The sequence below is a fragment of the Saccharothrix luteola genome (assembly GCF_020859565.1).
Taxonomy (GTDB): domain Bacteria; phylum Actinomycetota; class Actinomycetes; order Mycobacteriales; family Pseudonocardiaceae; genus Actinosynnema; species Actinosynnema luteola.
On sequence record NZ_JAJHUO010000041.1, the window covers coordinates 42,699 to 65,455 of the forward strand.

Genomic DNA, 22,757 nt, shown 5'->3' on the forward strand with positions numbered 1-22,757 from the left:
GGGGCGACGCGCCGACCCGACGCGGCCCCTAACGTTCGGTGACATGAAACGACTCTGCGCGACAGCGGTGGTCGCGGCGCTCGTCCTCGCCACCGCGGGCACGGCCGACGCCCACACCGGCACCACCACCCTCCAGCGGCACGCCGACGCGTTGCCGGCGCAGGGCGCGCCCGGCGTGCTGGTCGAAGTGGACACCCCGCGCGGCGACGTGCGGGTGCGCAGCGGTCACGGCGACGTCGACCGGCGCACGCCCGTGCCGTGGCAGGCGAAGTTCCGCATCGGCAGCTTCACCAAGACGTTCGTGGCGGCGACCGTGCTGCACCTGGTCGGCGAGGGCCGGATGTCCCTGGACGACACCGTCGAGCGGTGGCTGCCCGGTGTCGTCGCCGGCCACGGCAACGACGGCGCGAAGATCACCGTGCGGCACCTGTTGCAGCACACCAGCGGCCTGGTCGACTACGTCGGCGAGATGCCGGAGCTGTTCCTGGAGGAGGGGTTCGCGAACGCCCGGTTCCGGACCTACCGGCCGGAGCAACTGGTCGCGCTCGCCGTGCGGCGGCAGCCGGACTTCCAGCCGGGCGAGCGGTGGAAGTACTCCAACACCGGCTACGTCCTGGCCGGGATGATCATCCAACGGGTCACCGGCAACACCTGGCAGCACGAGGTGCGCACGCGCGTCGTCGAGCCGCTCAGCCTGCGCGACACCCACCTGCCGGGCACGTCGCCGTTCCTGCCGCGGCCGCACGCCACGGCGTACGAGCGGTTCCCCGAGAAGGGCCTGGAAGCCGACCCGGAGGACCCGCGGTACGGCCGAGCGGTCGACGTGACCTATTACAACCCGTCCTGGGGCGGCGCGGCCGGCGACATGATCAGCACCACCGAGGACGGCAACGAGTTCCTCAAGGCGCTGATCGGCGGCAAGGTGCTGCGGCCCGCGCAGCTCGCCGAGATGACGAGGACGGTGCCCGCGCCGGAGTTGGACGAGGCGTGGGCGGGTGCCGCGTACGGGCTCGGTCTCATGCGGATCCCGAGCTCGTGCGGCGGCTACTGGTCGCACGGCGGCGACATCCCCGGCTTCAAGACCCGCAACGGCGTGACGCCGGACGGCGGGCGCAGCGTGATGGTGTCGATCAACACCGACTCGATGGTGGCCGAGCCCGGCGCGCCCGAGCTGGACCAGGAGGTCACCAAGGACCTCGTCGACCACGCGCTCTGCGGTCCGAAGTAGACCCGGGACGGCGGTGGGGCGCCCGCGTGGTGCCCCACCGCCGGTTCACGTCCGCGTGGCGGCCCCCCCCCAAAACGCCCCCCCCACCCGGGGCCGCCCACCCAGCTTGGCCAGGATGCGGCTCACGTACGTCTTGATCGTGGCCTCGCTCATGTGCACGCGGCGGCCCACCTCGGCGTTCGACAGCCCTTCCGCGACCAGCGCGACGATGTCCGACTCGCGCGGCGTGAGCGCGGCCAGCCGGCGTGCCGCGTCCTCGTCGCGCCCGTCCACCGCGACCATCCCGAGCACGTGCCGCGCCACGGCGGGCGACAGGTACGCCTCACCGGCGTGCACGGCCCGCACCGCGCGGATCAGCTCGTCCGGCGCGCAGTTCTTCAGCACGAACCCGTCGACCCCCTGCCGCAGCGCCAGCCGGACGTTGGCCTCGTCGCCGAACGCGGTCAGCACCACCACTCGCGGTCCGCTCAACGCCGCAGCCGCGGCCAGGCCGCCCATCACCGGCATGGCGAGGTCGAGCAGCGCCACGTCCACGCGGTGCCGGCGGGCGGCGTCCACCGCTTCGCGGCCGTCGGCCGCCACCGCGACCACGTCGAGGTCGCCCGCCGACTCCAGCACCGCCCGGATGCCCGCGGTGATCAGCGGCTCGTCGTCGGCGATCAGCACCTTGATCACGGGAGGGCCTCCACCCGGTCCGGCACGACGGGCAGCATCGCGGTCACCCGGAACCCGCCCGGCTCCTCGTGCACGCGCAGCAGGCCGCCGGCCGACCGGACCCGTGCGGCCAGGCCCGCCAACCCCGTCCCCCGCGCGTCCCGGACCTGGCCGCGGGTCGGGTTGGCCACGCCGAGCAGCAACGCGTCGGGCTGCCAGTCGAGCGACACCACCACCGGCTCGCCGGGCGCGTGCCGGGCCGCGTTGGTCAGCCCTTCCTGCACGACGCGGTACGCGGCGTGGCCCGCGTCGCCGGTCGCGAGCGGCCGGGCGGCGCCCGAGCGCTCGACGGTCACCGCGACGCCCGCGCGTCGGAACTCCTCCACCACCTCGTCGACGCCGTCCAGGCCGGGCGAGTCGCGCAGGGTGGCCACGACGGCGTGCAGCTCGTCCACGGCGGTGCGGGCGGCGTGCGCGAGGTTGCGCGCCACCGGGCGCTGCTCGGCCGGGAGCGGGGCCACCTCCAGCGCCGCCGCCTGCACCGAGACCAGGCTGAGCCACCGGCCGAGCGAGTCGTGCATGTCCACCGCGATGCGCAGCCGTTCCCGCAACCGCTCGCGCTCCGCGTGCAGCCGCCGTTCCCGGCGCAGCCGCTCGGCCTGCCTGGTCAGGTGCACGCCCGCGACCAGCGGCAACGCCACCAGCAGCGCGACGCGGGCCAGCGCGGGCCACGGCTCGGTCGCCAGGCGCTGCGTGGGCACCAGCAGCACGGCGGGGTAGGCGATCGCGGCGACGACGGTCAGGACCAGGTCCCGGCGTGAGGCCACGTGCCGTCCGGCCTCGTGGCTGGTGCACGCCAACAGGGCCAGCGCGCCGCCCGTGACCAGCGCCATCGTCACCGCGATCGGGAACGCCACGAGCGGTCGCCTGGCGGCGAGGGCCATGACCAGCGCGGTCAGCGCGGCGTGGGCGGCCAGGCCACCGGCCGACGTCCCCTCCAGCCACCCCAACCCCGTGTCGGCCACCACCACTGCGAGCAGCAGCGCAGTCCTCGCCATGGCCGCCACCCTAGCCGGCCGGGGTGGGCCGTCCACTTTGGTGGACACCGCCGACGACGATCGCGAACAGCGCCCGGCGGCCCCGTCTTCCTAGCGTCGGAGACGTGATCAAACTCCTCCTGCCGCTGCTGCTCGTCGTGCCGTCGCACGCCGACCGGCCACCGGCCACCCTCGACTGGCAACCCTGTCCCGGCGGCGGCGCGGTCGCCGCCGAGTGCACCGCCCTGCCCGTGCCCGTGACCTCGGCCCGGACCGTCACGTTGACGCTGGCCCGGCTGCCCGCCACCGGTGTCCGCAAGGGCGCCGTCATGGTCAACTTCGGCGGGCCGCAGGGCGACCAGATCGCCTTCCTGCGGTCCCGACCGCAGGTCTTCGACCGGATCCGCGAGTCGATGGACGTGGTGACCTGGGACCCCCGCGGCTACCCCGGCCTGAGCGGTCCGGTGTTGGCCTGCGACTGGCGGCTGCTGCGCACGCCGCGCTTCCCCGCCGACCAGGCCGGGTTCGACCGGCTCGTCGCCGACAACCGCGCGCGGGGCGACCGGTGCCGCGACACCGACCCCGACCTGTTCGACCACATGGACTCGGGCAGCGACGCCCGTGACGTCGAGGCCATCCGGGTGGCGCTCGGCGAGCGGCGGGTGAACTTCATCGGCACCTCGTACGGCGGCGTGATCGCGCAGGCCTACGCCCGGCGGTACCCGCACCGGGTGCGCACGGTCTACGTCGACGGCACGGGCAACCACAGCGCGCGTGACTGGGACCGGGAGCTCGACGCCATCGCCCGGGACAACGAGGCGTTCGCCAGGCGGTTCCTGGACTGGGCGGGGCCGGGTGTCGAGCGGCGTTGGCAGGCGCTGGTCGCCCGGGCCCACGCCGAGCCGGTCCCCGCCCTCTCGGTCGGCGTCGCCTACGACGGCACTCAGTTGCAGGCGCTCGCGTTCGGCAAGCTCCGGGGCGGTCCCGACCGGTGGGCCGAGGTGTCCCGGGCGATCACGGCGGCCGAGGCCGGTGACGCGTCCGGTTTCGCGCCGCCGCCGGGCCGTGACCCGCACCCCGGGCTGCCCGGCGGCGGGGTGAAGGAGTGCCTCGACTTCCCGCACTCCGACTTCCGGCAGGTCACGCGCACCGTCGAGCGGCTGCGGCGGATCGCGCCGAACACCGGCGCGTCGTTCCCCCTGGCCTGGCACCTGCCGCTGACGTGCACGGGCTGGCCGACACCGACGGCCAACCCGCCCGCGCCGCTGCCGCTGCCGCCGTTCCTCGGCGCGGGCACCTGGCAGGACCACGCGCCGACGAAGCGGGTGACGGACCAGGTCGCGGGCAGCCGCACGATCTTCCACGACGGGCCGGGCCACAACCTGTTCGCGGGGATGATGAACCCGTGCGTCGTCGAGCACGTGAGCGCCTACGTCACCGACCGCCGCCTGCCGCCCGCGAACGCGACCTGTCCCTGACCGTTCCACCACCCCGGCCTCGGACAGGTCATGATGTACGGCGTGGAGTCCACCCGTGTGGACCGCTGGCTGTGGGCGGTCCGGCTGACCAAGACCCGATCCGACGCCGCGGCGGCGTGCAAGGGCGGGCACGTGCGCGTGAACGACCGGCCGGCCAAGCCCGCCACGTCGGTGTCACCCGGTGACGAGGTGCGTGCACGAGTGGGTGACACGACCCGGATCGTGGAGGTCGTGCGGGTGATCCAGAAACGCGTCGGCGCGGCCGACGCGGTCGGCTGCTTCATCGACCGGACCCCGCCGCCACCGCCGCCGACGGAGGCTCCCGCGCAGGTCGCCCGTCGTGACCGCGGCGCGGGCCGGCCGACCAAGCGTGAACGCCGGGTCCTGGACAAGTTCCGCACCGGCCACCTGTGAGCGCGCGGGTCCGCCACCGGGTGGCGGACCCGTGCGTCGGCCGGATGGCGTTCATCCTGCCTGGACCATCCGGGTGAACAAGGTGAAGTCCGTCTAACGGGCTGTCAAGTCGAAGCGATCAAGGAAAGGACGGCGTTCTCGCGTGGGCGGCCCGCACCGCCGCGGTGGGAGGTGCGGTGGACCGGAAGCGGCGGGACGAGCGGAACCGACGGGTCGGGCTGGCGCGCTGGCGGCTGCGGGAGGGCGACTCGGCGGTGGTCGCGGGCCGGTTCCCCGAGGCCGCCGACCTGTACGCCGTCGCGGGCTACGAGCTCGACGGCCTCGACCGCCGGGACCGCGAAGTCGCCGTGCTGCTGGCCCAAGCCCTGGCCGGGCACGGGCGGATGGACGTGGAGCTCGGCAACCCGCAGCGCGCGCTCGAGACGTTGACGAACGCCCTCGACCTGGTCGAGCAGGCGGAGCCGAACGGCGTGCTGCACGCGAAGGTGCTCACCTGCCGCGCGTGCGCCCTGCGTGGCACGGGAGCGCTGGACGAGGCGGTCGCGGCGTTCACCGGGGCGTTGGCCATCCAGCGGAGCGTGGACCGGACCGGCGAGACGGTGGTCTGCACGCTCACCGAGCTGTCGCGCACGTTCCGGCTCCAGGGCGAGGGCCGTGCCGCCGAGCACGCCGCCCGGGAGGCCGTCGCGCTGGCCGAGCGGATCGAGCCCGGCGGCATCGCGGCGGCGGTCGGGCACCACACCCTGCGGCAGGCGTTGGACGACCTCGGGCGGGAGGACGAGGCCGAGGCGCACCTCGTCCGCAGCATCGACCTCCTGCTGCGGCACGCGCCGGACTCGGCCGTGACCGCCGACGCCGTCGACCGGTGGTGCGAGGTGGTGCTGGCGCGGGAGGGCCCGCACGACGCCCTGCCCGGCATCGACCGGCACCTCGCCGTGATCGAGCCGCTGGCCACCGGCGCGCCCGTGGTCGGCGTGCTGCGGCTGTGGCGCGGCATCGGCCTGGCCTCGCTCGGTTCCGACGAGGCGGACACCGAGGCGTTGCGCGAGTTCGAGACCGCCGAACTCGTCCTGTCCGCCCGGCCGGACCAGGCGGAGCGGGCCGCGCGGGCCAGGACGAAGCGGGCGGACCTGCTGGCGTGGCACCAGCGCCCGGAGTCCACCGAACGCCCGACGTCCTAGCGCCAGGTGAACCGGCGGAACTGCGCGGCCACCACCTCCGCCGACGCGGCGACGTCCAGGAACATCAGCGAATCCACCCGGCACGCGCACGGGTTCCGCTCGGCCGTGTCCTGCGGGAAACTGCCGCCCACCTTGATGCCCCGCGGGTCGGTGGCCGAGGCGCCGGTGCCGTCGACCTGCCAGGGGTCGCCGGGCACGGTGTAGGAGCCGGGCAACGGGCGTCCGTCGCGGTAGAGCGCCATCCGGCCCCTGGTGAAGTCGAACGTGGCCGCCAGGTGCACCCAGCGGTTCGGCGGCAGCACCTGCTGCCAGTCCAGGTCGGCGGCGTAGGTCTGGGACGCGCCGCCGTCGACCCGGCGGCCGAGGGCGACCAGCCGGAGCCGGCCGTCGACCTCGAACGCCTCGATCAGCGCGCGGACGGCGTGCCCATCGGAGTCACCGCTCAGCAGGCCCGCGAGCCCGATCGCGCCGTAGCCGGGGCCGGGGTTGGCACCGGTCTGCTTGAACCAGCCCATGATGGTGATCCCCTTGGCGCCGTTGAACGCCCGCAGCGACTCGGCGCCGTCCGCGTCCCACACGCCCGCTTTCCAGTCGTCGTTCGCGCCGGGTTGCGGTCGCAGTTCCAGGGCGTGGCCGCCGCCGGGGAACGCGGCGTCGCGGGTGCGCATCCGATCGCCGCCGTTGACGAGTGCGAGCAGGGTCCGCGACTCGCCGAGGTCGAGCTCGCGGGCGTCGTCGACGGGGAACGGGTGCTCGAAGTCGTAGTGCGCCACCAGGTTCCGCGCCACGTCGGGCGTGACCTCGGGCCGCGGGCCCTCGCGCGTGCCGACGACCTGCCAGATCCGGCCGTCCGCCTTGGCCAGCAGGTACAGCTCGCCGGCGGCGTCCGTGCCGAACCGCAGGTCGACGCGCCCGTCGCCGACGAGGTCCGCCATCCGCCGCTCGGTGCCGTCGGTGTCGAACACCTTGAGCTCGTGCAGCGGCGCGGGCGGCTCGCCGCGCCTCATCCGCGACACGTCGGTGGCGAAGACGCGGCCGTCGACCAGGTCGCCGAAGACGTACTTGCCCCGCAGACCCGGCACGGCGCGGCCCCGGTAGACCTGGCCGCCGGAGATGGCGTGGCCGCTGTCGGTCGTGCACGGCCAACCGGCGGGCGGGTCGTGGTCGTAGGCGGCCACCGGGTAGGCGTAGCCGTGGCGGGCGTCGTCGGGCGGGAGCGGGTAGAGGTGGCACTGGTCCTCGTGGCGGTAGGTGAACGCGCCCTCCCTCCTGCTCCAGCCCAGGTTGTCGCCCGCGCGGACCTCGTACACGGCCTCGATCGAGTGCTGGCCGATGTGCCCGACGTACAGCGCGTGGCCGTTGGTACGGTCGCGGTCCCAGGTGAACCGGTGCGGGTCGCGCATGCCGTAGGCGTAGATCTCGCCGAGCGCGCCGGGTCGGCCGACGAAGGGGTTGGCGGCCGGGATGCCGTACCGCCCGCCGGGGCCGTTCGTGCCCGCCGGGTCGATGCGCAGGATCTTGCCCGCCGGGTTGCCGAGGTCCTGGGGCACGTCGGAGGTCACGCCGAGGCCGCCGTCGCCGACGGCCAGGTAGAGCAGGCCGTGGTCGGGGTCGCCGGGTCGGGCGGTGGGGTTGAAGTCGATCTGCTGCACGGCGTGGATGTAGGTGGCGAAGCCGTAGCGGAACAGCTCGCGGCGCGTGCCGGTGAAGACGTCGGCGGAGGGGTCGGTGGCCGTCCACTCCGACACCACGCTCTGGACGACGGCGTTGGGTTGGTCGGGGTAGGTCGGCGTCTCGGTGTCGATCGCGCCCCTGCCCTCGGTGTGGACGGTGTAGAGCTTGCCGTTGCGGGCGAAGTCGGGGTGGAAGGCGACGAACCCGAACCCGCTGCCCATGCCGCGGCCGGAGAAGAAGTGCGGGAAGCGTGCGGCGAAGTCGAGGTAGACGTGCCGGGTTTCGCCGTCGCGGTCCAGCAGGTAGAGGGGCCCGTTGAGGTCGGGAACGTACCGCCGCCCCGACCCGTCCGGCACCTCACCGACGAAGTTGATCCTGTTGTGCCGGTTGAGGCGGGTGTCGGTGGTGGGCGGGGTCGGCGTGGAGGCCGGTAGCCGTGCCACTTCGGCCAGCACGAGCCCGAGCCGTGACGGGATGGGGTCCTGCGGGATCGGGTCGGCTATGGGTTCGTCCGCCGAACCGCCCGCCGGCACCGCGGTCGAGACCACCACGGCAACGGCTGCCACCAACCCCCACCACCTGCGCTTGCCCATCGCTGACCTCCCGACAGGGCCCGAAATCGTCGTACCCCTTGGATGGAATCGAATCCTGGGTTCCCCTGGGCGGCGCCCCTTGCGAAGCACTGCTGTTGCCCGGGGAAGGGTGCGGAGCATTGCGTTCACGGATCGGTCCGGGCCCGGCCGAGGTACAGGTCGCCCAGGCGGCGGTCGGCCAGGAGGTCGGCGGCGGGGCCGCTCAGGTGCACCCGGCCCAGGTCCAGGACGCAGCCCAGGTCCGCGATCTCCAGCGCACGTCTGGCGTTCTGCTCGACCAGCAGCACGGCCGTGCCCGCTTCACGCATCCGCACCACCTGCTCGAACACGATCGCGGTGGATTTCGGGTCCAGGCCCATCGACGGCTCGTCCAGCAGCACGACCCGCGGCCGGACCATGAGCGACCGGGCGAATTCCACCTGTTTCTGCTGACCGCCCGACAACGCGCCCGCCAACGCACCCCACCGCTCGCCGACCACCGGGAACAGCGACCGCACGAAGTCGACCCGCTCGGCCACCACCGCCTTGTCCCGCACGGTGTACGCGCCGAGCAGGACGTTCTCCCCCACGGTCATCTCGCGGAACACGCTGTGCCCCTGCACGACGTGCGACAGGCCGTCCGCCAGCAACGACTGCGGCCCGCGCCCGGTGACGTCGCGACCGTCCAGCACGATCCGCCCGGCCCGCGGCGCGAGCAGCCCGCTCGCCACCTTCAACACCGTGGACTTGCCGGCGCCGTTCGGACCGACCAGGCACACCACGGACCCCGGCGGCACGCGCACCGTCAACCCGCGCAGCACCAGCGCCGCCCGGCCGTAACCGGCCTCGACGTCCACGAGTTCGAGCAGGTCAGCCGCCAAGGTAGGCCGCCAGCACAAGAGGATCGGCGCGCACCACGTCCGGCGGGCCCGAGGCGATCGGCCTGCCCCGGTCGAACACGACCACGTGGTCGGACAAGCTCATCACCACGTCCATGTTGTGCTCCACGATCAGGAACGTCCGGCCTTCCGCGTTGAGCGACCGCACCAGCTCGCCGATCCGCTCGATCAACGCCGGGTTCACGCCGCCCGCGGGCTCGTCCAGCAGGATCGTCTCCGGCTCCGCCATCAGCACGCCCGCCAGCTCCAGCAGCTTCTGCTGCCCGTACGACAGGTCACGCGCCTCCACGTCGGCCAGGTGCTCGATGCCGACCCGGGTCAACCAGCCCAGCGCACGGTCCACATCGGACTTCCGGCGCGCCGGCGCCAACGCTTGCCGCACCGAACCGGGTCGCACCGCCGCCAGCAGGTTCTCCACGGCGGTCAGGCGCGGGAAGACGCGGCACAGCTGGAAGCTGCGGCCGATGCCCGCGTGCGCGATCTTGTGCGCGGGCCGTCCGGTGATGTCACGGCCGTGGTAGGTCACCGTGCCCGCGTCCGGCTTGACCATCCCGGTGACGCAGTCGAAGAACGTCGTCTTGCCCGACCCGTTCGGCCCGATCAACGCGTTGACCCGGCCGTGCCGGAACTCCACCGAAGCCTCGTCCACCGCCCGCACCCCGCCGTACGACTTGGTGAGCCCCTCGACCCGCAGTCCCGTCACCGGCGCACCAACTCCTCCTGCGTGACCTCGCGGATCGACGCCTGCCGTGGCCGCAGCCGCGCCACCAGCCCGCGCAACGCGGGAATGACGCCGTCGGGCAGGAACAACACCACCACCGCCAGCAGCACGCCCATCGCGACCAGGTGCAGCTGCGTGTCGCCGTACTGCGCCTTGAAGAACTCCGTGGCGTACCCGACGACGACCGCGCCGACCAGCGGCCCGAACAGGCTCCGCACACCGCCGAGCAGGCTCATCAGCACCATGTTCGAGCCGACCAGGATGGAGAACTGGAAGATCGGGTCGAGGAAGCCGAACCACAGCGCGTACAGGCCGCCGCCCAACGCGGTGAAGAACGCCGACACCACGAACGCCGCCAGCTTGTACCGCACGGTCGGCACGCCGAGCGACCGCGCCTTGTCCTCGTCCTCGCGGATCGCCTTGAGCCCCATGCCGAAGCGCGACCGGTCGATCAGCCACCAGCACAGCAGCATCACGGCGAGCAGCACGGCGTGCAGGTGGAAGAACCGCTGGTGCTGCTCGGGCCGGAGCACGTCCGCGCCGAACGGTCGCGGCACGCGCAGCCCGTCCGAGCCGCCGGTCACCGATTCCCAGCTCTGGAACACCAGCAGCAGGACCAGCACCACCGCGATCGACACGATGACGAACGACGCGCCGCGCACCCGCAGCGCCGCGATGCCGATCGGCACCGCGAGCACCGCGACCACCACCCCGCCGACCACCAGCGCCACCCACGGGTTCACGCCCGCGCGCAGCACCAGCAGACCGGTCGCGTAACCGCCGAGACCGGAGTACGCGGCGTGGCCCAGCGAGATGTAGCCGGTGAACCCGCCGACGAAGTTCCACGCCGTGGCGAGCACCGCGTAGCTGATGATCACCACGCCGACCGACAGCACGAACGGGTCCGAGGCGAGGCTCGGGAACGCCACCAGGACCGCCGCGAGCACCACCAGCCCGACGGCCTTCAGCACCACCTCAGAACCGCTGCGCAAGGCGGCCTCCGAAGAACCCCTGGGGACGCAGGATCAGCGTCACGAACAGCGCGGCGTAGAAGAACGTCTGCGCCCACGTGGTGCCCAGCGGCAGTTGCAGCAGGTTCTGCCCGACGCCCAGCAGCAACGCCGCGATGGCCGCCCCGCCGACGCTGCCGAGCCCGCCGACCACGATGATCGCCATCAGCGGCCCGATCCAGTGCCAGTGCAGCGACGGGTAGATCGTGGCGTCCAGCGCCAGCGCGGTCCCGCCGACGGCGGCCGTGGCCAGGCCCAGCCCGAAGCCGTACCCGGCGACCCGGTCGGTGTCCACGCCGAGCAGCCGCGCCGCCTCGCGGTGCTGCATCGTGGCCCGCAGGGCCTGGCCGAACCGGGTGACCTTGAGCAGCACGTGCAGCCCGGCCAACGTGACCACCGCCAGCCCGAACGCGATCAGCTTCACCAGCGCCACGCTCGCGCCGAACAGCTCCAGCCGAGCGCCCGAGTACGACAGCGGCACGCGCCGGTGCGTGCCGCTGAACACCAGTCCCAGCGCGCCCTCCACCACCAACGCCACCGCGAACGTGAGCAGCACCGACATCATCGTCGCGGTGGCCGGTCGCAACCGGGCCACCAGCAGCCGCTGCACCGCCACGCCGAGCGCGAAGAACAACGGCACCGTGGCCACCAGCGACAGCATCGGGTCCAGCCCGGTGCCCGCGGTGAACGCCCACGCCAGGTACGCCGCCAGCACCAGGAACGCGGAGTGCGCGATCATCACCACGCGCATCACGCCGAAGTAGAGCGTCAGGCCGGCGGCCAGCAGGGCGTAGAGCCCGCCCATCAGCAAGCCGAGCACGAGGCTCTGGAAGACGAGGGACACCCGGCCTCACCACGCGGGCTTCGGGTAGACCAGCTCGGCTTCCTCCGCCTCGGCGGGCAGCACGATGCGGATCTCGCCGCCCACGTACTGCTGGATCAGGTGCGCGCCCTGCGGGCGGCCGGCCGAGTCCCACCGCAGCGGACCGACGACGGTGCGCACCTCGTTGCCGTGCAGCCAATCGATCATCTTCCGCTGGCACGCCTCGGACGGGTCGGCGCAGCCGGCGGCCGTGACGGCGGCGGCGACGACCTGGCCGGTGGTCCAGGCGTTGGCCTCGTCCTCGGTGGGCGCGGCGCCGTGCTCGCGGGTGTAGAAGTCCACGAACTCCTTGTTGGACGGGTAGTCCGCCTCGGGCGTGTAGCCGGTCGGGGACAGGATGCCCTCGGTCTGCGCGCCGATCGCCTTGGGGAACTCGGGGTTGGTGGGCGCGGTGGAGAACGCGGCCAGCTTCGGCTGGTAGTCCAGCTGCCGCAGGGCCACGATCAGGTTCACCGCGTCCTGGTACTGCGTGCCGCCGACCACGACGTCCGCGCGCGAGTCGGCGATCTTGGCCGCGATCGAGCCGAAGTCGGTGGTGTTGGGCGGGTACACCTCGTCCACCACGGTCCGGATGCCCGCCGCGGCCAGCTTCTCCTTGAGCCCGTTGGCCGTGCCCTGGGCGAACGGGTCGTCCATCGCCGCGTACGCCGCCGTCCTCGGCCGGGTGGCCTCGGGCATCGCGATGATCGCCTCGGCCAGGTGGTCGTAGTGGTCCTGCGCGATGGCGGGCGCGGCGTAGAACAGGTTGTCGAAGCCCTGCTCGAAGACCTCGCGCGCGGCGCCCGCCGGTTCGACGAACAGGAACCCGTAGTCGCGCGCCACCTGCGCGGCCGGGATGACCAGCCGGGTGGAGAACGGGCCGAAGACGAGGTCGACGCCGTCGGAGTTGATCAGCTTCTCGTAGTCGGCGGCCACCCGGTCGGCGTTGGACTGGTCGTCCAGGACGATCAGCTCCACCTGGCGGCCGAGGAGCCCGCCGTTCGCGTTGACGTGCTTCGCCCACGCCTCGTAGCCGCGCTGCACGCCCTTGCCCGGTTCGGAGAAGTCGCCGGTGAGGGGCAACGAGACGCCGACGCGGATCGGCCCGTCGGCGCCCCCTCCGCCCTCGGCCGGTCGGCCCCCGAAGCACCCGGAGACCAGCAGCGCCGCGGCCGCGCCGAGGGCGCCGAGCCGGAGCCCGTGAGCGATGTCCATCGTCCACCCGTCGTCGAGGGATGAGGTAAGCGCTTTCCGAGCATAGGAAGCCCACGGTGATGTGACAAGGACCGGAATAATTCCACGCGACCCATAATCGTTTCGCGTCGTCGAACCGCCACCGTCCGCAGTTTTTCATGAGCAACCCTCATGATGTCCGGCAAATGTCGCAATACTTCCGGACCTCAAATCGAAACGTGCCCACAAAGGCAGATCGGGCCCACGCCGTTACCCACGGTCACCACTTTTACCCACCGCGCACCATGGTCGACGCCTGGCCACGCGCCGCGATTCCGCAGCCTCTAGGCCGTTCACAGCCAGCGTCGTGACCAGGAGTGATGCAACCGTAACACTGTATCGATCACCGCCCGTGGCGATCAAGGTCGACGCCTCACACGCGCATTTAACACGCCCGGCGACACGTATCGGCGGAAGCCCGAAGCGACCTGGTACAACGGTATTGCCGACCCACTCGACCGAGTGTGTGATGGGCGCGAAATCGAGCCAGGCCGCACAACACACCGGGAATCCGTGCTGCCGGAAAAACCGGCGAAATACCAACATGGGAGAACATCCAGTGAGCTTCGCCGCCCGGACGACCAGCTACTTCACCACTCCGCAGCACGAGCGGTTGCGCGCCGAGGTGCGCGCGTTCGCCGAGGCGGAGGTCGCGCCGGCGGTGGCCGGCATGGAGGAGTCCAGAGCCGTCCACGTCGAGTTGTCCCGGCTGATCGCGCGGCAGGGCTGGCTCGGCGTCACCGTCGAACCGAGGTACGGCGGGATGGGCCTGGGCCACCTGGCCAAGACCATCATCATCGAGGAGCTGTCCCGCGTCAGCGGCGCGATGGGCGCCATGGTGCAGGCGTCCCAGCTGGGCGTCGCGAAGATCGTGCACTTCGGCGACGAGGAGCAGAAGCGGCACTGGCTGCCGCGGGTGAGCGACGGCCGGTGCCTGCCGACCATCGCGGTGACCGAGCCGGAGGCGGGCGGGCACGTGCTCGGCATGGCCGCCACCGCCGAGCGCGTGGGCGACGAGTACGTCCTCAACGGGCGCAAGGTGTTCGTCGGCAACAGCCACGTCGGCGACCTGCACGGCGTGGTGGTCCGCACCGGGCCGGGCTCGCGCGGCCTGTCCGCGTTCCTGGTGGAGGCGACCGCGCCGGGCTTCTCGCTGGCGCCGCATCGGCCCGCCCTCGGCCTGCACGGCTTCAGCTTCGGCGAGCTGATCTTCGACGACTGCCGCGTGCCTGCGGCGAACCTGCTGGGCGCCGAGGGGGACGGCCTCGCCGTCGCCTACTCGTCCAGCGTCCTGTACGGGCGGCCCAACCTGACCGCCGTGTCGCTCGGCATCCACCGCGCGATCGTGGAGCAGACGGTCGAGTTCGCGAGCAGCCACCGGCGTTACGGCGAGCCGCTGTCCGAGCTGCCCACCGTGAAGCAGAAGCTGGGCCAGATGCAGTCGCAGCTGATGACCGCGCGGCTGGCCGCGTACTACGCCGCGCACCTCCTCGACCAGGGCATCCCGTGCGACGCGGACCTGATCAGCGCCAAGCTGCTCAACGTCGAGTCCTCTTTGGACTCCGCGCGCACGGCGATGGAGGTGCACGCGGCGTACGGGCTCGACCCCGGCCGCACCGTCGAGCGCCTGCTGCGCGACGCGAACCACATCTACTCCCCCGCCGGCACGTCGGACATCCAGCGGCTGCGGCTGGCCGAGGTGGCGCTGGGTACCTACCGGGACCAGTGGTCCGCCCGGCTGTCCGACAAGCTGCGCGCGAGCAGCACCGGGCTGGACCGGATGACGCTCGTGGCGGGCGAGCCGGCGAACCTGCCGATCGGGCAACCGGCGGTCGCCACGTCGAACTAGCACCCAAGCCCCTCCGGGACGTTCCGCCCGTCCCGGAGGGGCCCTAGCGCGGCTCGCCCAGCTTCACGGCCACCACGCCGCCGAGGATCAACGCCCCGCCGGCCAGCTGGACCGGGCCCGGCGCCTCGCCGAGCAGCAGCCACGCGAAGAGCAACGCCATCACGACCTCGGTCAACGCCACGAACGACGCCAGCCGCGAGCCGAGCCGCCTGGTCGCGGCGATGCCGACGACGTACGCGAGGGCCGCCGTCACCACGCCGAGCGCGAGCACCGGCAGCCACCACGCCACGCTGAACCCGTCGAACGCGACCGGCGCGCCCGACACCGCGAACGGGACGATCCCGACCGCGCCCGCCAGCAGCAGCACGACGCCGCCCAGCAGCAACCCGCCCGCGGCCAGCACGGTCCCGGGCAGCCCTTCCGCGTCACGCGCGTTGAGCACGAAGTACGCCGCCGCGCCCACCATCGCGGCCAACGCCCACAGCACGCCGACCACGCTGACGTGCGCGCCGGACACGACGTCGAGCACCAGCAACAGCCCGAGCAGGCCCAGCACGCCGCCGAGCACCGTCAGCCGGGTCGGCCGCTGGCCGTGCCGCAGCCACAACCAGCCGACCACGGCCACCGGTGCGGTGTACTCGACCAGCAGCGCGACCCCGACCTCCATGTGCGCGACGGCGTTGAAGAACGCCAGTTGGCAACCCGCCACCGCGACCAGCCCGTAGGCCGTGATCAGCGGGGCGTTGCGGCGCAGCAGGCGCCACCGGCCGCGCAGCTGCACGACCGCGATCGGCGCCAGCACCACCGCGGCCAGCAGGACGCGCACCGCGACCGCGGCGGCGGAGGACCAGCCCGCGTCCATGAGCCCGCGCGCCAGCGGCCCGGACAACCCGAAGGACGACGCGGACAGCAGCGCGAACCCCAACCCGGCCCGCAGCCCGCCCACCTGCACGTCATGTGTCATCGTCGCCATGACCCATGACGCTATGGACCTCGGGAGTAATCTGTCAACATGCTTTTCACCCATGACACGACCGCGTCGCTCGTCGCCGCGGTCGCCTTGGTGAACTCGGCCGAGGAGCCGGACACGATGACCGACCAGGCGCAACTGGACGCGTTCTTCGCCGAGCACGGCTACACCGGCTCACGCACGCACGACGCCGCCGAACTGGAGGCCGTGCGAGCGCTGCGCGGCCCGCTGCGGGGGCTGCTGACCAGCGACCGCGACACCGCCGTCGGGATCGTGAACGACATCCTGGCCAGGCACCGGGCGGTGCCGCGGCTGGTGCGGCACGACGGTTTCGACTACCACCTGCACGCCACCGACCCCGCGACGCCGCTCGCCGACCGGATCGCCGTCGAGACGGCCATGGCGATGGTCGACGTGATCCGCGCCGACGAGATGAGCCGCCTCTCCGTCTGCGCGGACGAGACGTGCGGCGGGCTCGTGCTGGACCTCTCGCGCAACCGCTCGCGCCGCTACTGCAGCACGACGTGCGGGAACCGGATCGCCGTCGCGGCTTACCGCGCCCGCCGCAACTGAGCCCTTCTCGCACTTCGACCGCGGAGGAGACGTTCGACCGGACCCAGTGAGCCACATCACTCGATTGGCGGCCTCGCCACCGGACTGATAATGATTACCATTCCCTCAGTCCCGGTCCGACGCCCCTTTCGGAGGAGCACGCGTGGCGCACTTGTTGATGATCGAGAGCTGGGTCGGCGCGATGAGTTCGTTGCTCCCACGGGCGATCCACGAGTCCGGCCACCGGTTCACCTTCCTCACCCGCGACCTCCAGCACTACCTGCGCTCCGCGCCCGCGCACCCGCACCCGTTGCTGGCGGCGGACAACGTGCTCACCGCCGAGACCAACGACGTGCCGTCACTGCTGTCCTATGTGGAACGCGTGCACGGCGTGCTGGCGTTCGACGGCGTGATCTCGTCCTGCGACTACTACCTCTCCACCGTCGCCTCCGTGGCCGCGCACCTCGGCCTGCCCGGAGCGGACCCGCAGGCCGTCGAACGCGCCTACCGCAAGGACCTCACCCGCGCGACCACCTCGGCCGCGGGCGTGCCGGGGCCCCGGTTCGCGCTGGCGCGGGACTGGCCCGCGACCGCGAAGGCCGCCGCCGAGCTGGGCTACCCGCTGGTGGTCAAGCCGGTCGACCTGTGCGCGGGGATGCACGTGCGGGAGGTGGGCGACGAGACCGCGCTGCGCGAGGCGTACCTGGCGCTGGAAGCGTTCCCGGTCAACGCGCGGGGTCAGGAGCGGGTGCCGACCGTGCTGCTGGAGGAGTTGCTGGTCGGCCCCGAGGTGAGCGTGGAGACGGTGACGGTGGCCGGCACGACCTACGTGATCGGGGTGACCGACAAGAGCCTGGCCGGGCGGCCGTGGTTCGTGGAGAGCGGCCACATGTTCCCGGCCGCGGTGAGCGACGCCGACCGGGACGCGGCCGTGGACACCGCCGTGAGCGCGATCGACGCGCTGGGCCTCGACCACGCGGTCGCGCACACGGAGGTCAAGCTGACCGCCGACGGCCCCCGGCTGATCGAGGTCAACCCGCGCCCGGCGGGCAACCGGATCACGGAGCTGGTGCGCCGCGTGACCGGTGTCGACCTGCCGTCGGTGTTCGCCGAGCTGGCCGTCGGCCGCCGGCCCGACCTGCGGGCCCGGGAGACGGGTGTGCGCAGCGCCGCCGTCCAGTTCCTGCTGCCGCCGCGGGCAGGGGTCGTGGCGGGGATCGACGGTGTGGAGGCCCTGGCCGCGAACCCGGAGGTGGTGGACTGGGCCGCGAAGCCCGCCGGCCACCGCGCGGGCGAGCCGACCAGCAACAACAGCTACCTCGGGCACGTCATGGTCACCTCCCCGGACACCAACGCGCGCGCTCGCGCCGAACGCGTCGTCGGCACCCTGGACGTCCGCTACGCGGAGGACATCGCGTGACCGGGCAGGGATTCGCGCGAGCAGACCGGGCCACGGTCACCGACGGCCCCGACCACCGCGCAACCGGGCGCGCGGGCCGAACGCCGGGAGGCGTGGCGTGACGGCGCAGGCAGACCGGCGCCCCCTGTCGGGCGTCACCGAACTGACCGCCCTGGCGCGAGCCGGCGCGTTGGGACCCGACCCGGCCGACTCCCGGGTCAGCGTCGCGTTCACCACGAGGCAGGGCGCGCGGCACGTGTCACGTGACCAGGTGTACCGCAACACGGTGATCAGCGTCCGGATCGGTGACGCGGTCGGCTCGTGCGCGGTCGAGCCCGATGACGCGGACGACGCCGCCGTGACCGACTGCGTCGGCGAGACCGTCGCCGACCTGCTCGCCCACCCCGACACCGCGATCCGCACGGCGGTGCTGGACGCGTACCTCATGCACGCCCACCCGCACCACCTCGCCGCCGCGCGGCACGTCGTGATCGGCGCCGGCGACTCGCTGGCCAAGTCGATGACCCGCGCGTCCGCGGTGGTCGACCTGCTCGACGCCGCACCGGGGCAACGCGTGCTGGTCGTCGGCGTGGTGAACTCGCTGCTGCACCACCTGCGCGCCCGCGGCCTGGAGTACGTGCCCTGCGACCTCAAGGGCGGTCGCACGGAGTGGGACGAGCCGATCGTGACCGACGCGCTCGCCGCCGTCGCCGACTGCGACCTCGTGCTGGCCTCCGGCATGACGGTCGGCAACGGCAGCTTCGAACCGCTGCTGCGCGCGACCACCGCCGCCGATCGGCCGCTGGTGGTGTTCGCCCAGACCGCGAGCGCGATCGTGCCGTGGTTCCTCGGCTCGGGCGTCACGGCGGTGTCGGCGGAGCCGTACCCGTTCTTCTGGCTGCACGGCGGCCCGACCACGCTGCACCACTACCGCGTCCCGGGACGTGCCCGGTGACCGTGCGGTGCAACCCCCACCTGTTCGACCTGCTCGGCAACACCCCCGTCGCCCGCATCGACACGCCGCTGCCCCACCGGCACGGCGGGTTCTGGGCGAAGCTGGAGTGCCTGAGCGCGGGCGGGATGAAGGCGCGGTCGGCGGTCGCGATGCTGCTGGCCGCACGGGAGCGCGGTGAGCTGCGCCCCGGCGCGGTGGTCGTGGAGTCGACCAGCGGCACGCTCGGCCTCGGGTTGGCGTTCGCCGGCCAGGCGTTGGGTCACCCGGTCGTGCTGGTAGTCGACCACGAGCTGGAGCCGTCGATGCGCGCGTTGCTGCGCGCGCACGGCGCGCGGCTGGAGGTCGTGGACCGGCCGCACCCGACCGGCGGCTGGCAGCAGGCCAGGCTGGACCGGCTGCGCGCCGTGCTGCGCGGCCTGCCCGGCGCGTACTGGCCCGACCAGTACAACAACCCCGACAACCCCGCCGGGTACGCGGGACTGGCGCGGGAGCTCGCGGCCCAGCTCGACCACGCGGACGTGCTGGTGTGCAGCGTCGGCACGGGCGGGCACAGCGCCGGCGTCGTCACCGCCCTGCGCGGGCACTGGCCGGACGTGCGGCTGATCGGCGTGGACACCGTCGGCTCGACGATCTTCGGCCAGCCCGCCCGGCAACGGGTCATGCGCGGGCTGGGCAGCAGCATCCACCCGCGCAACGTCGCCTACGAGGAGTTCGACGAGGTGCACTGGCTCGGCCCGGTCGAGGTGGTCGACGCGTGCCGCCGCCTGGCGCGGGACTGCTTCGTCACCGGCGGCTGGAGCACGGGCGCGGTCGCCCTGGTGTCGGCGTGGGTGGCGCGCGTCGAGCCCGGCGCGACCGTGGTGACGATCTTCCCGGACGGCCCGCACCGCTACCTCGGCACCATCTTCGACGACGATTTCTGCCAGGCACGGGGCTTGCTCGGCACACCGGAGGACCGGCCGGTCGAGATCGCGGACACCGCCGGGATCGAGGTCACGAGCTGGGCGAGGTGCCGGACGGTCTACGCGCCCAAGGCTGTCGGGGTGCCGGTGTGAAGCTCGACTGGACCGGGTACGGCCTGGAGCTGCGGTCGCCGTTGCGCATCTCGCGGTCGGTGATGGCCCGTCGCGACGCCGTGCGCGTGGTCGTGGAGTGGGACGGGGTCCGCGGCCACGGCGAGGTCGTGACCAGCCAGTACTACGGGCTGGACGTGGAGCGGATCACCGGCCTGCTCCGCGAGCTGGCGCCTGTGGTCGCCGACTGCGCGGACCCCGCGGAACTCCGGGAACGCCTGCCCGAGCTGCCGCCGGGCGTGCTCGCCGCCGTGGACGCCGCGCTGCACGACCTGGCCGCGTTGCGCGACGGGGTGCCGGTGCACGTGTCGCTCGGCATTCCACAGTGGACTGACGTGCCGACGGCGTACACGATCGGCATCGGTACACCGGACGACGCCGCCGCCGAGGCCGAAGCGCTGGCCGTGCGCGGGTTCACCGTGCTGAAGGTCAAGGTCGGCTCGGCCGACGACATCGCCCGGGTCACCGCCGTGCGGGCAGCCGCGCCCGACGCCCGCCTCATCCTCGACCCGAACGGCGGCTGGACGGCCGAGGAGACCGTGCGGGTGGTCGACCGGCTCACCGGGGTCGACGCGCTGGAACAGCCGATCCCGCCCGGTCACCGGGACGACCTGGCGTGGTTGCGCGAGCGGTGCCCGGTGCCGTTGATCGCGGACGAGGACGCCGCCACCGTCGCCGACGTGCGGGCGTTGGCGGGTCTGGTCGACGGGGTGAACGTCAAGCTGGCCAAGTGCGGCGGGATCACCGCCGCCCGGGAGGTCGTCGACGTCGCGCGCGAGTGCGGCCTGGACGTGATGCTCGGCTGCCTGGTGGCCAGCTCGCTGGGCATCGCGCCCGCCGTGCACCTGACCGGCTACGCGCGCTGGGTCGACCTGGACGGCCACCTGCTGCTGGCCGACGACCCGTGGACCGGCATCGGCGGCGAGGACGGCACCCTGCGCCTGGCCGGCGCGCCCGGTCTCGGCGTCGCGCCCGCCACCGACTCCGGCGGGGTCGTGCGCCGATGAGGCGCTTCCCGCTGTCCGTGCGCCTGCTGCTGGTCAACCAGTTCGGCGTGAACACCGGCTTCTACCTGCTGATCCCCTACCTCGCCACGCACCTCGGCGACCTCGGCCTGTCGGTCGCCGCCATCGGCACCGTGCTCGGCGTGCGGACGTTGAGCCAGCAGGGCCTGTTCCTGGTCGGCGGCTCGGCGGCCGACCGGCTCGGGCCCCGGCGGGTCATCATCGCGGGCTGCGCGGTCCGGGCCGTCGGCTTCGGGCTGTTCGCGGCGGGCGAGTCGGTGGCGGTGCTGCTGGCCGCCTCCGTCCTCAGCGGACTGGCCGGCGCGTTGTTCAACCCCGCCGTGCGCGCGTACATCGCCGACGAGTCGTCCGACCGGGCGGGCGCGTTCGCGCTGTTCAACGTCTACGGGCAGGCGGGCGCGCTGGCCGGGCCGCTGCTGGGCGGCCTGCTGGTGCTGTGGGACTTCCGGGTCGCGGCGCTGGTGGCGGCCGGGATCTTCGCCGCGCTCACGGTCGCGCAAGCCGTCGTGCTGCCCGACCGGCCGGCGGCGCCGCACCGGGGCACGGTGCTGGACGACTGGCGCGAGTGCCTGTCCGACCGGCGGTTCCTGGCGTTCACCTTCGCGCTCACCGGCATGTTCGTGCTGCAGAACCAGCTGTACCTGGTGCTGCCGCTGGAGGCGCGGCGGCTGTCCGGCTCGACGTTCGCCGTCGCGGCGCTGTTCCTGGTGTCCACCCTGGCCACGCTGCTGTTCCAGGTGCGCCTCACCCGCGCGCTGGACCGGCTCGCGCGCGGTCGGGCCATCGCGCTCGGGCTCGCCGTGATGGGGCTGGGGTTCGTCGCCACGGCGGTGAGCCACGTCGGCCCGTTCGGCGGCATCACGCCCGTGCTGGTCGCCGCGCTGCTGCTGGCGGTCGGCGTGATGATCGCGCACCCGTTCGTCTACGAGCTGATCCCCGCGTTCGCCCGCACGGGTTTGGCCGGCACGTACTTCGGTGTGTTCTACCTGGTCTCCGGCCTGGCCGCGGCCCTGGGCAACGCGGCGATCGGCTGGGTGTTCGGCCGGTCGGCCCCGCTGGCGTCACTGCTCTGCGTCGGCGTCGGGCTCGGGTGCGCGGCGGCCGTGGCCTGGCTGCACCGACGTGGCGCGCTCACCGTGAAACGAGAGGTGGCCCGATGAGCGAGAACCTGTTGACGGACAACCCCGGCCTCTACGAGCGGCAGTTCCCCGATCCCGACCACCTCGCCGCCCGGTTCGCGCACGACGTCGTGACCAGGTTCGGTGCCGACCACCACTCCGGGGCCCGGCGCACCCTGCTGGACGTCGGCTGCGGCACGGGCCGCGACGCGGGACACCTGGCCGGGCTCGGCTACGAGGTGGTCGGGCTCGACAGCTCCGAGCGCATGGTCCAGCACGCCCGCGCGCACCACCCGGCGGTCGAGTTCGTGCTCGGCGACATGCGGTCGTTCGCGCTCGGCCGGCGCTTCGACGTGATCACGTGCCTGGACAGCGCGCTGCTGTACTGCCACACGAACGCCGACCTGGACGAGTTCCTGCGCCGCTGCCGCGACCACCTCGAACCGGGCGGCCTGCTGGTGGCGGAGATGCGCAACGGCGCGTTCTTCCTGGGCAGCACCGAACTGCTCGACGGCGTCCGCACCCGCACGGTCGTCTGGGAAGGCGTGTCCTACACCTCGCACACCAGGCTCTGGATCGACCACGCCGCACAGCTGCTGCGCCGCCGGCGGGAGTGGTGGTGGCCCGGCGCGCAGCCGCTCGTGCAGCGCTCGGCGTGGCGACTGCTGTTCCCGCAGGAGCTGCGGCACTTCCTCGACCACGCCGGTTTCGACGTGCTCGCCCTGTTCGACTCGCCGGGGCCGCGCACCGAACCTCCCTGGGCACCCGACGAACCGCGGACGGCCGACGCCGAGTTGGGCGAAGTCCTGTCCGGAGACCGCCTGCACCTCGTCGCGCGCCTGCGCCGCTGAAA

Annotated in this window: 21 protein-coding genes; 12 read left to right on the forward strand and 9 right to left on the reverse strand. The window is 73.1% G+C overall.

Going from position 1 to position 22,757, the window contains the following annotated elements; translation table 11 throughout:
• The first annotated feature begins 43 nt into the window (after positions 1-43).
• Positions 44-1,228, forward strand: a complete 1,185-nt coding sequence (locus tag LNK82_RS41065) for a serine hydrolase domain-containing protein (protein ID WP_230572280.1) — start codon at positions 44-46, stop codon at positions 1,226-1,228.
• A gap of 45 nt (positions 1,229-1,273) precedes the next feature.
• Here LNK82_RS41065 and LNK82_RS41070 read toward each other — a convergent pair whose 3' ends face one another.
• Both LNK82_RS41070 and LNK82_RS41075 read right to left on the reverse strand, forming a co-directional pair.
• A complete protein-coding gene (locus LNK82_RS41070) occupies positions 1,274-1,903 on the reverse strand; it encodes a response regulator (protein WP_230572281.1) in 630 nt (209 codons plus the stop codon).
• Positions 1,900-2,940 carry a sensor histidine kinase gene (locus LNK82_RS41075; RefSeq protein WP_230572282.1) on the reverse strand — a complete coding sequence of 347 codons (1,041 nt, stop codon included), beginning with the start codon at positions 2,938-2,940 and terminating at the stop codon, positions 1,900-1,902. The genes LNK82_RS41070 and LNK82_RS41075 overlap by 4 nt, the downstream gene beginning before the upstream one ends.
• Positions 2,941-3,044: 104 nt before the next feature.
• Here LNK82_RS41075 and LNK82_RS41080 point away from each other — a divergent pair, with 104 nt between their 5' ends.
• The 3 genes from LNK82_RS41080 (at position 3,045) to LNK82_RS41090 (ending at position 5,992) form a co-directional block, all read left to right on the forward strand.
• Positions 3,045-4,397: an alpha/beta fold hydrolase gene (locus LNK82_RS41080; RefSeq protein WP_230572283.1), complete on the forward strand. Its 1,353-nt coding sequence runs from the start codon at positions 3,045-3,047 to the stop codon at positions 4,395-4,397.
• A 42-nt stretch (positions 4,398-4,439) separates the two neighbouring features.
• Positions 4,440-4,811, forward strand: a complete 372-nt coding sequence (locus LNK82_RS41085) for an RNA-binding S4 domain-containing protein (RefSeq protein WP_230572284.1) — start codon at positions 4,440-4,442, stop codon at positions 4,809-4,811.
• 176 nt (positions 4,812-4,987) lie between these two features.
• The gene (locus LNK82_RS41090) at positions 4,988-5,992 is read left to right on the forward strand and encodes a tetratricopeptide repeat protein (RefSeq protein ID WP_230572285.1); all 1,005 of its coding nucleotides are present in this window, start codon (positions 4,988-4,990) and stop codon (positions 5,990-5,992) included.
• Here the strand turns inward: LNK82_RS41090 and LNK82_RS41095 are convergent.
• From LNK82_RS41095 to LNK82_RS41120, 6 genes are all read right to left on the reverse strand, one after another.
• On the reverse strand, positions 5,989-8,232 hold the full coding sequence (locus LNK82_RS41095) for a PQQ-dependent sugar dehydrogenase (protein ID WP_230572286.1): 2,244 nt from the start codon (positions 8,230-8,232) through the stop codon (positions 5,989-5,991). The two genes, LNK82_RS41090 and LNK82_RS41095, sit on opposite strands and share 4 nt — an antisense overlap.
• A gap of 152 nt (positions 8,233-8,384) precedes the next feature.
• Entirely contained in the window at positions 8,385-9,119 is a 735-nt protein-coding gene (locus tag LNK82_RS41100; RefSeq protein ID WP_230572287.1) for an ABC transporter ATP-binding protein, read from the reverse strand.
• Positions 9,109-9,840 carry an ABC transporter ATP-binding protein gene (locus LNK82_RS41105; RefSeq protein ID WP_230572288.1) on the reverse strand — a complete coding sequence of 244 codons (732 nt, stop codon included), beginning with the start codon at positions 9,838-9,840 and terminating at the stop codon, positions 9,109-9,111. The genes LNK82_RS41100 and LNK82_RS41105 overlap by 11 nt, the downstream gene beginning before the upstream one ends.
• Positions 9,837-10,850 (reverse strand): branched-chain amino acid ABC transporter permease, encoded by a 1,014-nt coding sequence (locus LNK82_RS41110; RefSeq protein ID WP_230572289.1) that lies wholly within the window; start codon positions 10,848-10,850, stop codon positions 9,837-9,839. The genes LNK82_RS41105 and LNK82_RS41110 overlap by 4 nt, the downstream gene beginning before the upstream one ends.
• On the reverse strand, positions 10,834-11,712 hold the full coding sequence (locus tag LNK82_RS41115) for a branched-chain amino acid ABC transporter permease (RefSeq protein ID WP_230572290.1): 879 nt from the start codon (positions 11,710-11,712) through the stop codon (positions 10,834-10,836). Before LNK82_RS41115 ends, LNK82_RS41110 begins: the two co-directional genes overlap by 17 nt.
• Positions 11,713-11,718: 6 nt before the next feature.
• Entirely contained in the window at positions 11,719-12,945 is a 1,227-nt protein-coding gene (locus tag LNK82_RS41120) for an amino acid ABC transporter substrate-binding protein (RefSeq protein WP_230572291.1), read from the reverse strand.
• 577 nt (positions 12,946-13,522) lie between these two features.
• Between LNK82_RS41120 and LNK82_RS41125 the strand changes: the two genes are divergently transcribed.
• Positions 13,523-14,812 (forward strand): acyl-CoA dehydrogenase family protein, encoded by a 1,290-nt coding sequence (locus LNK82_RS41125; protein WP_230572292.1) that lies wholly within the window; start codon positions 13,523-13,525, stop codon positions 14,810-14,812.
• 43 nt (positions 14,813-14,855) lie between these two features.
• On the opposite strand, the gene LNK82_RS41130 is transcribed toward LNK82_RS41125, so the two are convergent.
• Positions 14,856-15,785 (reverse strand): EamA family transporter, encoded by a 930-nt coding sequence (locus LNK82_RS41130; protein ID WP_230572293.1) that lies wholly within the window; start codon positions 15,783-15,785, stop codon positions 14,856-14,858.
• A 39-nt stretch (positions 15,786-15,824) separates the two neighbouring features.
• Between LNK82_RS41130 and LNK82_RS41135 the strand changes: the two genes are divergently transcribed.
• The 7 genes from LNK82_RS41135 (at position 15,825) to LNK82_RS41165 (ending at position 22,755) form a co-directional block, all read left to right on the forward strand.
• The gene (locus LNK82_RS41135; RefSeq protein WP_230572294.1) at positions 15,825-16,355 is read left to right on the forward strand and encodes a CGNR zinc finger domain-containing protein; all 531 of its coding nucleotides are present in this window, start codon (positions 15,825-15,827) and stop codon (positions 16,353-16,355) included.
• Between the two features lie 142 nt (positions 16,356-16,497).
• Entirely contained in the window at positions 16,498-17,754 is a 1,257-nt protein-coding gene (locus tag LNK82_RS41140; RefSeq protein WP_230572295.1) for an ATP-grasp domain-containing protein, read from the forward strand.
• A 97-nt stretch (positions 17,755-17,851) separates the two neighbouring features.
• Positions 17,852-18,688, forward strand: a complete 837-nt coding sequence (locus tag LNK82_RS41145; protein ID WP_230572296.1) for a Rossmann-like domain-containing protein — start codon at positions 17,852-17,854, stop codon at positions 18,686-18,688.
• Positions 18,685-19,743, forward strand: a complete 1,059-nt coding sequence (locus LNK82_RS41150) for a PLP-dependent cysteine synthase family protein (protein WP_372470782.1) — start codon at positions 18,685-18,687, stop codon at positions 19,741-19,743. The genes LNK82_RS41145 and LNK82_RS41150 overlap by 4 nt, the downstream gene beginning before the upstream one ends.
• Positions 19,740-20,768 (forward strand): dipeptide epimerase, encoded by a 1,029-nt coding sequence (locus LNK82_RS41155; protein ID WP_230572297.1) that lies wholly within the window; start codon positions 19,740-19,742, stop codon positions 20,766-20,768. Before LNK82_RS41150 ends, LNK82_RS41155 begins: the two co-directional genes overlap by 4 nt.
• A complete protein-coding gene (locus LNK82_RS41160; RefSeq protein ID WP_230572298.1) occupies positions 20,765-21,946 on the forward strand; it encodes an MFS transporter in 1,182 nt (393 codons plus the stop codon). The genes LNK82_RS41155 and LNK82_RS41160 overlap by 4 nt, the downstream gene beginning before the upstream one ends.
• Positions 21,943-22,755, forward strand: a complete 813-nt coding sequence (locus LNK82_RS41165; protein WP_230572299.1) for a class I SAM-dependent methyltransferase — start codon at positions 21,943-21,945, stop codon at positions 22,753-22,755. The genes LNK82_RS41160 and LNK82_RS41165 overlap by 4 nt, the downstream gene beginning before the upstream one ends.
• Positions 22,756-22,757 lie beyond the last annotated feature (2 nt).